This window comes from Microcella sp. (genome assembly GCF_025808395.1).
In the GTDB taxonomy this organism is placed as follows: domain Bacteria; phylum Actinomycetota; class Actinomycetes; order Actinomycetales; family Microbacteriaceae; genus Microcella.
Genome location: NZ_CP075524.1, coordinates 694,757 through 708,473 on the forward strand (window position 1 = coordinate 694,757; position 13,717 = coordinate 708,473).

The 13,717-nt window shown below is 67.5% G+C and carries 12 protein-coding genes; 5 read left to right on the forward strand and 7 right to left on the reverse strand.

Annotated features, from left to right (window positions below; genetic code table 11):
• Nucleotide 1 precedes the first annotated feature (1 nt).
• Together secG and KIT89_RS03390 are read left to right on the forward strand one after the other, a co-directional pair.
• A complete protein-coding gene (gene secG / locus KIT89_RS03385; protein WP_297603150.1) occupies nucleotides 2-250 on the forward strand; it encodes a preprotein translocase subunit SecG in 249 nt (82 codons plus the stop codon).
• Nucleotides 251-262: 12 nt separating this feature from the next.
• Complete coding sequence (locus KIT89_RS03390; RefSeq protein WP_297603151.1) at nucleotides 263-619, forward strand: RNA polymerase-binding protein RbpA; 357 nt, start codon at nucleotides 263-265, stop codon at nucleotides 617-619.
• 17 nt (nucleotides 620-636) lie between these two features.
• On the opposite strand, the gene pgl is transcribed toward KIT89_RS03390, so the two are convergent.
• From pgl to tkt, 6 genes are read right to left on the reverse strand one after another with little or no spacing between them, the layout of a single operon-like run.
• Nucleotides 637-1,449: a 6-phosphogluconolactonase gene (gene pgl / locus KIT89_RS03395; RefSeq protein WP_297603152.1), complete on the reverse strand. Its 813-nt coding sequence runs from the start codon at nucleotides 1,447-1,449 to the stop codon at nucleotides 637-639.
• A gap of 47 nt (nucleotides 1,450-1,496) precedes the next feature.
• Complete coding sequence (locus KIT89_RS03400; protein WP_297603153.1) at nucleotides 1,497-2,423, reverse strand: glucose-6-phosphate dehydrogenase assembly protein OpcA; 927 nt, start codon at nucleotides 2,421-2,423, stop codon at nucleotides 1,497-1,499.
• On the reverse strand, nucleotides 2,420-3,961 hold the full coding sequence (gene zwf / locus KIT89_RS03405; RefSeq protein WP_297603154.1) for a glucose-6-phosphate dehydrogenase: 1,542 nt from the start codon (nucleotides 3,959-3,961) through the stop codon (nucleotides 2,420-2,422). Before zwf ends, KIT89_RS03400 begins: the two co-directional genes overlap by 4 nt.
• Before the next feature lie 42 nt (nucleotides 3,962-4,003).
• Entirely contained in the window at nucleotides 4,004-5,599 is a 1,596-nt protein-coding gene (locus KIT89_RS03410; protein ID WP_297603155.1) for a glucose-6-phosphate isomerase, read from the reverse strand.
• Entirely contained in the window at nucleotides 5,596-6,705 is a 1,110-nt protein-coding gene (tal, locus tag KIT89_RS03415) for a transaldolase (RefSeq protein ID WP_297603156.1), read from the reverse strand. Before tal ends, KIT89_RS03410 begins: the two co-directional genes overlap by 4 nt.
• Nucleotides 6,706-6,737: 32 nt before the next feature.
• On the reverse strand, nucleotides 6,738-8,828 hold the full coding sequence (gene tkt, locus KIT89_RS03420; RefSeq protein WP_297603157.1) for a transketolase: 2,091 nt from the start codon (nucleotides 8,826-8,828) through the stop codon (nucleotides 6,738-6,740).
• Nucleotides 8,829-8,981: 153 nt separating this feature from the next.
• On the opposite strand from tkt, the gene KIT89_RS03425 reads away from it, so the two are divergent.
• Nucleotides 8,982-9,902: a heme o synthase gene (locus KIT89_RS03425; RefSeq protein ID WP_297603159.1), complete on the forward strand. Its 921-nt coding sequence runs from the start codon at nucleotides 8,982-8,984 to the stop codon at nucleotides 9,900-9,902.
• Here KIT89_RS03425 and KIT89_RS03430 read toward each other — a convergent pair.
• Entirely contained in the window at nucleotides 9,899-10,834 is a 936-nt protein-coding gene (locus tag KIT89_RS03430; protein WP_297603893.1) for a COX15/CtaA family protein, read from the reverse strand. The two genes, KIT89_RS03425 and KIT89_RS03430, sit on opposite strands and share 4 nt — an antisense overlap.
• Nucleotides 10,835-11,100: 266 nt before the next feature.
• Between KIT89_RS03430 and sufB the strand changes: the two genes are divergently transcribed.
• Both sufB and sufD read left to right on the forward strand, forming a co-directional pair.
• Complete coding sequence (gene sufB / locus KIT89_RS03435) at nucleotides 11,101-12,519, forward strand: Fe-S cluster assembly protein SufB (protein WP_297603160.1); 1,419 nt, start codon at nucleotides 11,101-11,103, stop codon at nucleotides 12,517-12,519.
• Nucleotides 12,520-13,716, forward strand: a complete 1,197-nt coding sequence (sufD, locus tag KIT89_RS03440) for a Fe-S cluster assembly protein SufD (protein ID WP_297603161.1) — start codon at nucleotides 12,520-12,522, stop codon at nucleotides 13,714-13,716. It begins immediately after the preceding gene.
• The last annotated feature ends 1 nt before the right edge of the window (nucleotide 13,717 follow it).

Genomic DNA, 13,717 nt, shown 5'->3' on the forward strand with positions numbered 1-13,717 from the left:
CGTGGAAATTCTTCAGGTCGTGCTCCAGGTCATCCTGGGCATCACGAGCCTTCTGCTCACGCTGATGATCCTGTTGCACCGCGGTCGCGGTGGCGGGCTCTCTGACATGTTCGGCGGCGGTGTGACCTCGAACCTCGGCGCCTCAGGCGTCGCCGAGCGCAACCTCAACCGCATCACGATCATTCTCGCCCTCGTCTGGGTCAGCGCGATCGTCGTACTCGGCCTCATCACGCGCTTCGACGCGGCCTAAGGGAGCACCAGCATGGTTTCAGGCGGCAGCGCCATCCGCGGTTCACGCGTCGGCTCGGGCCCGATGGGCGAGCAAGATCGCGGCATTCACGCCGATCGCATCGCGATCTCATACTGGGATGCTCTCGGCAATGAGACGGTGCGGTACTTCGCGGCGAACCTGCCCGATGACGAAGTGCCCGACGTGATCGACTCGCCGACCTCGGGCCTGCCCGCGGGCCGCGATCGCGACAACCCGCCGCAGGTCGCGAAGAACGAGCCGTACAAGACCCACTTGGCCTACGTGAAAGAGCGCCGCACAGAAGAAGAGGCGACGCAGATTCTCGACGAGGCGCTGCTGAAGCTGCGTCAGCGCCGCGGCACCGCCTGAGCGGCACCGCGACGTCGTCATTCGGCTGAGGGGCTCCAGTCGGGCTGGTCCATGGCGCCCGTCCAGTAGTTCGTCGGGGCGATGAGCGACTCCGGCACCTCTGACGACGCGGCCTCGTCGACGAAGAAGACAGTGCGCTCGGTGCCCAGCACGCCCGCCACGGGCACATCGGCGGTCGAGGCTCCCGCAAGAGCGAGCCCCAGCGCCGGCGCCTTGTCAGCGCCCGCCAGCACCAGCCAGATGCGTTCAGATCGATTGATGAGCGGCAGCGTCAGGCTGAGTCGACCGGGAGGCGGTTTGGGCGAGTCGTGCACGGCGATGACGTCGGCCTCGGTCAGGCGGGGGCCCTCGTGCTCAGGAAAGAGCGATGCGACGTGACCATCTGGCCCGACACCGAGAAAGGTGATCGCGAAGGTCGGAAACTCTCCGTCGCCGACCGCCAGCAGCTCGTCGCGATAGCGGCGCGCCGCCTGCTCGAGATCGAGCCCCTCGTCAGCGGCCGGAAACGGGTGCACATTGGTCGAGGGAATCGTGAGGTGGTCGATGAGGGCATCGCGAGCCTGCTGATCGTTGCGGTCGGCATGGCCAGCAGCGACCCAGCGCTCGTCGCCCCACCACAGGTGAACACGGCTCCAGTCGAGAGCGTCTCGATCGGGGTGCTTCGCCATGGCCTCGAGCACCTCGATGCCCACGCTGCCGCCGGTCAGCACGACGTGCGCGAGAGATCGCTCGGCGAGCACCTCGGCCATTCGCGTGTAGAACCGACCTGCCGCCGAGTCTGCGAGGGCCTGTCGGTCGTCATGAACGAGCACGCTGCGGTCGTGGGTCACGATGGTGGTGCCTTTCTGGTGGAGCGGGCGCGGTCGACGCGCTGGAATCAGTTCGACGGCCCTGCGCCGAACCCGCTCGCGAGCACAGCGCCGAACTCGTCGTCAGGGTCGAGCCTACGCAGTTCTTCGGCGAGGCATTCGCGCAGACCCCGGCGCGGCATCGAGAGCTCGTGCGTCGGCTGACCTGGCTGCTGCAGCGTCGCGACGCCGCTTCGGGTGCGTTCCAGCCTGATCTCGCCGCTTGCGCGGTGCAGAATCACCCGGTGGATGCCCGACGAGGGGTTTCCGTCGTCGACATCGACCTCGACCGGCACCGACAGCCGCAGCCCGAGCCAGGCTGCGAGCAGCGCAGTCGACGGACTGTCGGGAGCACCCGACACCTGCACGCGAGTGATCTGCTCGTACGGCGGCTGGTCGAGCGCGGCAGCCAGCTGGGCACGCCAGAGGGTCAGTCTCGTCCAGGCGAAGTCGGTGTCTCCGGGTCGATAGCCTGCGGCGATGCGCTCGAGGGTCTCTCGAGGGTCGCGAGTCGCCGCCGAGTCGGTGATGCGGCGCTGCGCCAACCGACCGAGCGGCGTCTCGCACACGGCATCAGGGCATTCGCCGGGCCACCACGTGACGACGGGAGCATCGGGCAGCAGCAGGCCGGTGACGAGACCTCGCAGGTCGCTCGCCGTGTCGCCATGAGCCCGCAAGACGATGACCTCGCTGGCGCCCGCATCGCCGCCGACGCGGATCTCGGCGTCGAGCCGTGCCGCGGCGGCGGCACTATCGGTCGAGACGACGATGATGCGCATCGGGTGCTCGCGCGAGGCCTCGTTCGCGGCGGCGATGACGTCTTCTTCTTCGCCGATGATGCTCGAGATGATGAGGGTGAGCACGCGCCCGAGGGCGACTGCTCCGGCTTCGTCACGAATACGCACGAGGGTCTTCGAGACCTGGCTCGCCGTCGTGTCGGGCAGATCGATGATCACGGGCGCCTCCAGACTCGTCCATCGCGCGCGAGCAGCTCATCTGCCGAGCGCGGGCCCCAGGTGCCGGGGGAGTAGGGCTCGGGGGCGCCCCCTGCTGCCCAGAACTCTTCGATCGGGTCGAGTATCTTCCAGCTCAGCTCGACCTCTTCGTGCCGCGGAAACAGCGGAGGGTCGCCGAGCAGCACGTCGAGGATGAGGCGCTCGTATGCTTCGGGGCTCTGCTCGGTGAATGCATGCCCGTAGCCGAAGTCCATGGTGACGTCGCGCACCTGCATGCCGGCTCCCGGCACCTTCGAGCCGAACCTGATCGTGACCCCTTCATCGGGCTGCACTCTGATCACGAGCGCGTTCTGGCCCAGCGCCGAGGTCTGCGCCTCGGCGAAGAGATACTGCGGAGCGCGCTTGAAGACGACGGCGATCTCGGTGACCCGACGGCCCAGCCGTTTGCCCGCACGCAGGTAGAACGGCACTCCCGCCCATCGCCGAGTGCCGATATCGAGCCTCATGGCCGCGTAGGTCTCGGTCACCGATCGGGGGTTCATGCCCTCCTCTTCGAGAAAGCCCGGAACCCACTCGCCCCCTTGCCACCCGCTCACGTACTGCCCACGGGCGGTGCCGGTCGAGAGGTCGCGCGGCAGGCGCACCGCCGACAGCACCTTCTCCTTCTCGGCCCGCAGATCGGCCGCATCGAACGACACCGGCTCTTCCATCGCAGTCAGGGCGAGCAGTTGCAGCAGGTGATTCTGAATGACGTCGCGGGCAGCGCCGATGCCGTCGTAGTAGCCCGCCCGGCCCCCGACGCCGATGTCTTCGGCCATCGTGATCTGCACGTGGTCGACGTAGTTCGCGTTCCAGAGCGGCTCATAGAGCATGTTGGCGAAGCGCAGCGCGAGAATGTTCTGCACCGTCTCTTTGCCGAGGTAGTGGTCGATGCGAAACACCGAGTCGGCCGGAAACACCGACTCGACCACATCGTTGAGCTCTCGAGCCGTCTGCAGATCGCTGCCGAACGGCTTCTCGATGACGACGCGCCGCCACACGCCCGGCGTCGCCTCGGCGAGCCCGCTGCGACGCAGCTGCTCGGTGACGAGCGGAAACGACTTCGGCGGAATCGACAGGTAGAAGGCGTGGTTGCCCATCGTGCCGCGTTCACGGTCGAGCTCGGCGAGCGTCTGCGAAAGACGCTCGAAGGCGTCGTCGTCGTCGAAGTCTCCTGAGACGAAGCGGATGCCCGCCGCCAGTTGGCGCCAGACCTCTTCATCGAACGGCGTGCGCGAATACTGCTTCACGGCATCATGCACGACCTGCTCGAAGTCTTGCGTCTGCCAGTCGCGGCGGGCGAAGCCGACGAGTCCGAAACCGGGCGGCAGCAGACCGCGGTTCGCGAGGTCGTACACCGCGGGCATGAGCTTCTTGCGCGAGAGGTCGCCCGTCACGCCGAAGATGATGAGCCCGCTCGGGCCCGCGATGCGGTTCAGGCGTCGATCATCGGGGGAGCGCAGCGGATTCGTATCGCGGTCGATAGCGGCCGGAGCCATTGTTCTCCTCGAAGGGCCGAGCGGATCAGGGCGAGTCGGTGGTCACGACAGGGCGTCGAGCAGCACCGGCAGGTGGGCTTCGTCGCTGACGCGCAGCGTGAGCACGGGGGCTCCGTGCTCACCGAGCACGACGGCGTCGCCCGCGGCCTGCGCCGCGATGAGCTCACCGTAGGTGAAGGGCCGGTCGGGAATCGACAGGTCATCGCCGATCGCGCCGGTGATCTGCAGAAACGCGCCGTGGGCGGGGCCGCCCTTGTGGTACTGGCCCGTCGAGTGCAAGAAGCGGGGGCCCCAGCCGAAGGTCACGGGGCGACCGCTGCGTGCGGCCAGCCGGTGGCGCAGCACTTCGAGCTCGGGGTGGGCAAGTCTGTCGAGGTAGACCTGCACGGCGATGTAGCCGTCGCCGGGCACGCTCGCCACGAAGCGCTCGATGGCCGCGGCGACCGTCGTCGAATCTGCGAGCAGGTCGGCAGCACCGACCACCTCGACTCCGCGGTCGACGAAGGCGGGCGCCACGGGCTCGGGGCGAGCATCCAGCAATCCTCGAGCGGCCACCTTCGCCGACTCGACGTCGGGCTGGTCGAAGGGGTTGATGCCGAGCAGCATGCCGGCCACGACGGTGGCGTACTCCCACGTCATGATCATCGCGCCCAGCGTGCCCGAGAGCTCGATCTCGTCGTCGAGCACCTCGCGGGTGGCCCGCAGGTCGGCGACGAGGCGCACCACCTGCACGTCGTCGGCGCGCACATCGAGCTCAGGAGCATCGGGGCCGACCACGACCGGCAGCACGCCCGTGCCGTTCTTGCCGGTCGACTCGGCGACGAGCTGCTCGATCCAGTCGCCGAGCCCGACGATGTGCGTGCCGTCGGCGACGATCACGAGCTTGTCGCGACGGGGAGCGGTGCCGGCGATGGCGGCGCCCAGCATGAGGCCCGGGTTCGAGGCCTTGTCGACGGCGAGCGGCAGCGATGCCGCTTCTGCTTCATCGAGCAGTGCATCGAGATCGACACCCGCGAGGCCCGAGGGCACGAGGCCGAACGCCGTGAGGGCGGAATAGCGACCGCCCACGGTGGGGTCGGCGGTGAACACGCGATAGCCGGCCGCGGTCGACGCCTGCTCGAGCGGCGACCCTGGGTCGGTCACGATGATGATGCGCTCGGCGGGGTCGATGCCGGCGTCGCGGAAGGCGGCTTCGAAGCTTCGCTTCTGGCTGTCGGTCTCGATCGTCGACCCCGACTTCGACGAGACGACGACGGCGGTGTGGCCGAGGTGCTCAGAGAGCGCTGATCGCACCTGGTTCGGCTCGGTCGAGTCGAGCACGACGAGGTCGACCCCCGCGGTGCGCGTGATGACCTCGGGCGCGAGCGATGAGCCTCCCATGCCGCACAGCACGATGCGCGTCACTCCGCGCTCGGCGAGCTGCTGCCGCAGCTCGGCGATCTCGGCGACGAGCGGGCGCGAGACCGACACAGCTTGCGTCCATCCGAGGCGGATGCTCGCCTCGGGTTCGGCCTCGGGGCCCCACAGGCTGGCGTCGCCCGCCGTGATGCGGCTCGCGACGAGCTGCTCGACGAGCACGGGAACGTGCGTGTCGATCGCCTGCTGCGCTGATCCGCGAGCAGCCACCGTGACGGTCACTGAGCCGCCTCGAGCGCTGCGCTGACCGTGTCGAGCAACTCGTTCCAGCTGACGACGAACTTCTCGACGCCCTCCTTCTCGAGCAAGGCCGTGACCTCGTCGTACGAGACTCCGAGCGCGTCGAGCGCGGCGAGCACTGCCCGCGACTCGTCGTAGCTGCCGCTGACGGCATCGCCGTCGATCGTCGCGTGGTCGAACGTCGCCTCGAGCGTCTTCTCGGGCATCGTGTTGACCGTGTTCGCCACGGCGAGCTCGGTGACGTACAGAGTGTCGGGCAGGCTCGGGTCTTTCACCCCGGTGGAGGCCCAGAGGGGGCGCTGGCGGTTGGCGCCTGCGGCGAGCAGCGCCTGTGCCCGCTCGCTCGCGAACTCTTGCTTGAAGACCTCGTAGGCGAGCCTGGCGTTGGCGATGCCCGCCTTGCTCTTGAGCGCGAGAGCCTCGGGAGTGCCGATGGCCTGCAGCCGCTTGTCGATCTCGGTGTCGACTCGCGACACGAAGAATGACGCCACCGAGTGGATGCTCGTCAGATCGTGCCCGGCCGCCTGAGCCTTCTCGAGACCCGCCAGGTAGGCCTCGATGACGGCGCGGTGCCGCTCGAGGCTGAAGATGAGGGTGACGTTGACGCTGATGCCGGCCCCAATCGTCTCGGTGATCGCCTCGAGGCCTGCGAGCGTCGCAGGAATCTTGATCATCGCGTTGGGGCGACCGACCTTCTTCCACAGCTCGTGCGCTTGCGCGATGGTGCCGGCGGCGTCGTGCGCGAGACCGGGCTCCACCTCGATCGAGACTCGACCGTCAGCCCCGCCCGACGAGGCGTAGACGCCGGCGAAGATGTCGCTCGCGGCGGCCACGTCGTCTGTCGTGATCTCGAAGACGGCACGCGTCACGTCGGTCTTGGCAGCCGCCAACTCACGCACCTGGTCGTCGTAGGTGGTGCCGGTGGCCAGCGCCGCGGCGAAGATCGTCGGGTTGGTCGTGACGCCGACAACGTTGCGGTCGGCGATGAGGGCCTTGAGCCCGCCGGAGGTGATGCGGTCTCGTGAGAGGTCGTCGAGCCAGATGCTGACGCCGAGCTCACTCAGTTGAGCGGTGGGTGTGGAACTCATGGTGGCCTCTATCGTGTCGGTACGGGTGGTGATCAGTGTGCAGCGAGCGATTCGCGCGCCGCGGCGACGGCAGCCTCTGCCGTGATGCCGAACTCGCGGAAAAGCGTCTGGTAGTCGGCGGATGCTCCGAAGTGCTCGATCGAGATCGCGCGGCCGCGGTCACCGATGTAGCGGTGCCAGGTGAGGGCGATGCCTGCCTCGATCGAGACTCGCGCGGTCACGGCGCTCGGCAGCACAGACTCGCGGTACTCGGCCGACTGCTGCTCGAACCACTCGAGGCAGGGGGCAGACACGACGCGCGCGTGCACCCCCTCGGCCGCGAGCTGCGTTCGTGCCTCGAGCGCGACCGCGACTTCAGAGCCGGTCGCGATGAGGATGACATCGGGGGCTCCGTTCGCAGCCTCGGCGAGCACGTATGCGCCCTTCGAGACGTGGTGCGCGGCAGCGAGCTCGTCGCCCGACGCCGTGTCTGCGCCGCGCTCGAAGACGGGGATGTTCTGCCGGGTGAGAGCGATGCCGGCGGGCTCGCGGCGCTCGAGCACCGTCTTCCATGCGTGAGCCGTCTCGTTCGCGTCGGCGGGGCGCACGACAGAGAGCCCGGGAATCGCTCGCAACGATGCGAGCTGCTCGACCGGCTGGTGCGTCGGGCCGTCTTCACCCAGCGCCACGGAGTCGTGAGTCCAGACGTAGGTGACGGGAACATTCATGAGCGCGGCCAGGCGCACCGAGGGTCGCATGTAGTCGCTGAAGATCAGGAAGGTTCCGCCGAACACCCTCGTGCGGCCGTGCAGGGCGATGCCGTTGAGAATCGCCCCCATGGCGTGCTCGCGAATGCCGAAGTGCAAGATGCGACCGTAGGGGTTCGCCGACCACTCGTGCGTCGAGTGCTCGGTCGGCGCGAACGAGCCGCCGCCCGCGATGGTCGTGAGGTTCGACTCGGCGAGGTCGGCTGATCCGCCCCAGAACTCGGGCAGCACGGCTGCGATCGCGTTGATGACCTTGCCAGACGCGGCGCGCGTCGAGACGCTCGCGCCGCCCTCGAACACCGGCAGGGCATCCGCCAGATTCTCAGGAAGCTCACCCGACTGCATGCGCTCGAGAAGGGCAGCGCGCTCGGGGTTCGCGGTGGCCCAGGCCTCGAATCGCGTGTTCCAGGCGGCGCGCCGCTCGTGGCCGCGTTCGACCGCCTTCCGCGTGTGTGCGAGCACCTCGTCGCGAACGACGAAGTGCTGCTCGGGGTCGAAGCCCATGAGGGTCTTGGTGGCGGCGAGCTCGTCTGCACCGAGGGCGGAGCCGTGGATCTTGCCGGTGTTCTGCTTCGTCGGGGCGGGCCAGCCGATGATGGTCTTCACGATGATGAGGCTGGGCTTGCTCGACTCTGCCTTCGCCGCCTCGACCGCCTCGTGCAGCGCCTGCACGTCTTCGGTGTACTCGCCGGTCTTCTTCCAGTCGATCGTCTGCACGTGCCAGCCGTAGGCCGCATACCGCGCGGCGACGTCTTCGGTCATCGCGATGTCGGTGTCGTCTTCGATCGAGATCTGGTTCGAGTCGTAGATGACCACGAGGTTGCCGAGCTGCTGGTGGCCCGCGAGCGAGCCCGCTTCGCTCGTGACGCCCTCTTGAATGTCGCCGTCGCCGGCGATGACGAAGATGTGGTGGTCGAACACGCTCTCGCCGTGCGGGGAGTCTGGGTCGAGCAGACCGCGCTCGAAGCGTGCCGCGTAGGCGAACCCGACCGCTGAGGCGAGACCCTGGCCGAGGGGGCCGGTGGTGATCTCGACTCCGTCGGTGTGGCCGTACTCGGGGTGCCCGGGCGTCTTCGAACCCCAGGTGCGCAGCGCCTTCAGGTCGTCGAGCTCGAGACCGTAGCCGCCGAGGTACAGCTGCACGTACTGCGTGAGCGAGCTGTGCCCCGCCGAGAGGATGAAGCGGTCGCGACCGAGCCACTGCGGGTCGCTCGGGTCGTGCTGCATGACCTTCTGGTGCAGCAGGTATGCCACCGGGGCGAGAGACATCGCCGTGCCGGGGTGCCCGTTGCCGACCTTCTCGACAGCATCCGCCGCCAGCAGCCGAGCGGTGTCGACCGCTTCTTGGTCGATGTCGTGCCACGTGAACTGGGTCATGATGTCGGTGAGACCTCTCTCGAAATCGGAAAGCGGGGGCGTCGTCGACCCCCGCCAGTATAGAGAGGCCCATATGCCCTGAGCGCCGTCGGGCCGAGCGCTCAGTGTGCTCCCGTAGACTGGGCGCACTTCGCCCGCCTTGAAGAAGGAGCCATGGATACCGCTCTCGATCACGCCGTCACGACGAGACCGCGAGGAATCCGCCGCACCATCTCGGCGTATGTGGCGTTGACGAAGCCGCGCGTCATCGAACTGCTGCTCGTGACGACCGCGCCGGTCATGATTCTCGCTGCCGGAGGGTTGCCGAGCATCTGGCTCGTGCTGGCGACGCTCATCGGCGGTGCGCTCTCGGCGGGCTCGGCGGGCGCCTTCAACATGTACATCGATCGCGACATCGATCGACTCATGAACCGCACCCGCAACCGTCCGCTCGCGACGGGTGAGATCTCAGACCGCGCCGGACTGACGTTCGCCTACGTTCTCGGCGTCGTGGCGATCGCCTGGCTCGCCCTCACGACCAACTGGCTCGCAGCGACGCTGTCGCTCGCGGCGATCGTGTTCTACGTCGTCATCTACAGCCTCGTGCTCAAGAGGCGCACCGAGCAGAACATCATCTGGGGCGGCATCGCCGGGTGCTTTCCCGTGCTCATCGGCTGGAGCGCCGTCACCGGCTCGCTCGACTGGCCGCCCTTCATCCTCTTTCTCGTCGTCTTTCTCTGGACCCCTCCGCACTACTGGCCGCTCTCGATGAAGTACCGCGACGACTACCAGTCTGCGCAGGTGCCGATGCTCGCCGTCATGCGCGATCGTGCGACCGTGGGCGTGCAAGTGGTGCTCTACGCGTGGGCGACCGTGATCGCATCGCTGCTGCTGATTCCGATCGCGCCGATGGGCGCGCTCTACACGGCGGTCGCGCTACTCTCGGGCGGGTGGTTCATCGTCGAGAGCCATCGACTGCACGGCCGCGCCACTCGCGGTGAAGAAGCGTCGCCGATGCGCGTCTTCCACGCGAGCATCACGTATCTCACGCTGCTCTTCGTCGCGGTCGGCATCGACCCGCTGCTGCCGTTCTAGCGAACGGCCGCAGACTCCGCGGGCTCCGGCTGCGCTGCCCGCTGCGGCTCGCTCTCACGCTGGGTAAGCAGCACGAGGGTCACGACCGCGATGAGCACGCACGCGAGCACCATGTGGATGCCCACGAGCAGTTCAGGAAGCCCGAGTCGCGCTTGCGCGAGCCCGACACCGATCTGAGCCGCTTCGACAGCGACGAGCGCAAGAGCAGCAGTGCGCAGTGCCGGTACTCCGGCACGCAGCGCGACCACCAGCAGCGCGAGACTGAGGGCGAACGTGACGTAGGCCGGCCACGAGTGCAAGTGCTGCAGCAGCTCTGAGTCGAGACCGTTGCGCGCTGCGCCGCCGTCGCCCGCATGCGGGCCAGAGCCGGTGACGACGATGCCGACGAGCACGGTCACCCAGGCGCCCGCCGCGGTGGCGAGCGCGAGCGTGCGCACCGGGGCAGGCACCCTCAGGTGCGACGTCGAGCGCCCCCGATAGACGCGGTAGACGAACACTGTCGCGAGGGCCACGAGCACGGCCGAGACGACGAAGTGAAGACCGACGACCCACGGGTTCAGGCCCGTCAGCACCGTGATGCCGCCGATGACGGCCTGCACCGGGATTCCGAGACCGAGCGCGACGGTGAGCCGCAGCAGTTCGGGGCGTTCGTGCCGCAGCCGCAGCACGAACAAGAACGCCAGCACGGCGATGATGATGAGCACGAAGGTCAACAGGCGGTTGCCGAACTCGACAGCGCCGTGAATGCCCATCTCGGGCGTCGCGACGAACGACTCCGCTGTGCACCGCGGCCACGTCGGGCACCCGAGCCCCGAGCCGGTCAGGCGAACAGCGCCTCCGGTGCCGACGATGAGGGTCTGGCTGACGAGCGATGCCCAGGCGATGAACCGCACGCGGCGGTCTGCGGTCGAGGTGGGCAGCCAACGGTACAGCCGGTTCACAGCCAGCTTCCTCCTGTTTCAGCATCCTCCCTGTAGAATCAGGGAGTTCTCCATCAGTGACGATCGTGGGTTCATCAGTCGGCGCGGCCGACTCGCACGACACGTCGTGCGTCAGTGTAGATGCGCTGGATGAGCATCTGCCGCACAGTCTGGCGCACCGCAGCCGCACACCACGATTCGAGTCGAAGACGGGAATGCCCCGCCGCGAATCGGGTTGGGTTCAGCAAGTGGAGTTCGGCAAAGAGAAGAGGAACACCGTGTCTGACGTGCTCATCGACCGACCAGAACTCGAAAGTCTGGGCCAGTACGAATTCGGCTGGTCAGACTCTGACGCTGCCGGTTCGACCGCGCGCCGCGGCATCGACGACAGCGTGGTGCGCAACATCTCGACGCTGAAAGACGAGCCCCAATGGATGCTCGACCTGCGTCTGAAGGGCCTCAAGCTGTTCGGCCAGAAGCCCATGCCCCTGTGGGGCGCAGACCTGTCTGGCATCGACTTCGACAACATCAAGTACTTCGTGCGCTCGACCGAGAAGCAGGCCACCACGTGGGAAGAACTGCCGGAAGAGATCAAGAACACCTACGAGAAGCTCGGCATCCCCGAGGCTGAGCGCCAGCGCCTCGTCGCGGGTGTCGCCGCGCAGTACGAGTCTGAGGTGGTCTACCACCAGATTCGCGAAGACCTCGAGGCTCAGGGCGTCATCTTCATGGACACCGACACGGCCCTGCGCGAGCATCCCGAATTCTTCACCGAGTACTTCGGAACCGTGATTCCGGCCGGTGACAACAAGTTCGCCGCCCTCAACACTGCCGTGTGGTCGGGCGGGTCGTTCGTGTACGTGCCGCCTGGCGTGCACGTCGAGATTCCGCTGCAGGCCTACTTCCGCATCAACACCGAGAACATGGGCCAGTTCGAGCGCACGCTCATCATCGCCGACGAGGGCTCCTACGTGCACTACATCGAGGGCTGCACGGCGCCGATCTACAAGAGCGACTCGCTGCACTCGGCCGTCGTCGAGATCATCGTGAAGAAGAACGCGCGCGTTCGCTACACGACCATTCAGAACTGGTCGAACAACGTCTACAACCTCGTCACCAAGCGCGCGGTCGCGCACGAGGGCGCGACCATGGAGTGGATCGACGGCAACATCGGCTCGAAAGTGACGATGAAGTACCCCTCGATCTTCCTCATGGGCGAGCACGCCAAGGGCGAGACCCTATCGGTCGCGTTCGCCGGCCCCGGCCAGCACCAAGACGCCGGCGCCAAGATGATTCACATGGCGCCGCACACGACCTCGTCGATCGTCTCGAAGTCGATCGCCCGCGGGGGAGGGCGCGCGGGGTACCGCGGCGAGGTGCGCGTCGACGCGACCGCGCACCACTCGGCCAACACCGTGCGCTGCGACGCCCTGCTCGTCGACACGATCTCGCGCTCTGACACCTACCCGGCGATCGACATTCGCGTCGACGACGTGCAGCTCGGTCACGAGGCGACCGTCTCGCGCGTCAGCGAAGAGCAGCTGTTCTACCTGCAGTCTCGAGGGCTGCCCGAAGACGAAGCCATGGCCATGATCGTGCGCGGGTTCATCGAACCCATCGCGCGCGAGCTGCCGATGGAGTACGCGCTTGAGCTCAACAAGCTCATCGAGATGAGCATGGAAGGCAGTGTCGGCTAGATGAGTTCAGCCCCCACGACCCCGTCGATCGACGAGGCCGGTCACGCAGGCGCGCGGCCGCACTCTCACGGCCCCGGATCACCGGTGCCCGTGCAGACCCGCTCAGAGCGCTTCGCCTCGAGCGTGCACGCAGACTTCGAGGCGGTGACCGGCCGAGAGCTCGAATGGCGGCTGACACCCGTGGCGAGCATCCGCGACCTCATCGATGACGCGCTCGACGGCTCGCCGTTCGCTGCCGAGGTGACCGAAGCGCCCGGTGTCGCCGTCGAATGGATCGACCGCACCGACGACCGCATCGGGTCGGCGGGCCTCGCCGAAGAGCGTGCCGCCGCGAACGCCTGGTCGAGCTTCGAACGCGCCCTCGCCGTGACGCTCTCGGCCGAAGAGCGCGTCGTCGTCACGATCGACCGCACTGGCGTCGACCACGCCCCTCGCGCTGCGCACACCGTCATCACGGCGCGGCCGAACGCGCGCGGTCTCGTGATCATCGACAACCGCGGCAGCGCGAGACTCAGCGAGAACGTCGAGATCGTCGCTGAGGCGGGCAGCGATCTGACGGTCGTCAGCCTGCAAGAGTGGGATGACGAGTCTGTGCACCTGTCGAGCCAGTTCGGTCGAGTCGAGCGCGACGCTCGGCTCACCCACGTGGTCGTTTCGCTCGGCGGGTCGATCGTGCGCGTCAACCCCTCGGTGCACCTCGCGGGCGCCGGGGCCGACGGCCAGCTGCACGGGCTATACTTCGCCGACGCCGGGCAGCATCTCGAGCAGCGCGTCTACGTCAACCACATCGCTCCGCACACGATCAGTCGCGTCACCTATAAGGGCGCCCTCAACGGCGCAGGAGCGCGCACGGTGTGGGTCGGCGACGTGCTCATCGGCCGAGACGCGACGGGCACCGACTCGTACGAGCAGAACCGCAATCTCGTGCTGAGCGACGGCACGCGCGCCGACTCGATTCCGAACCTCGAGATCGAGACGGGCGATATCGCTGGCGCCGGTCACGCGAGCGCGACAGGGCGATTCGACGACGAGCAGCTGTTCTACTTGCGCTCACGCGGCATCGACGAGCAAGAAGCACGTCGGCTCGTCGTGCTCGGCTTCTTGATCGAAGTGGTGCAGAAGATCGGCGATGAGGCGCTCGAGACCCGCCTCATCGACGCCATCGAGCGTGAGCTCGAAGCGGTCGAGGTGGTGTGAC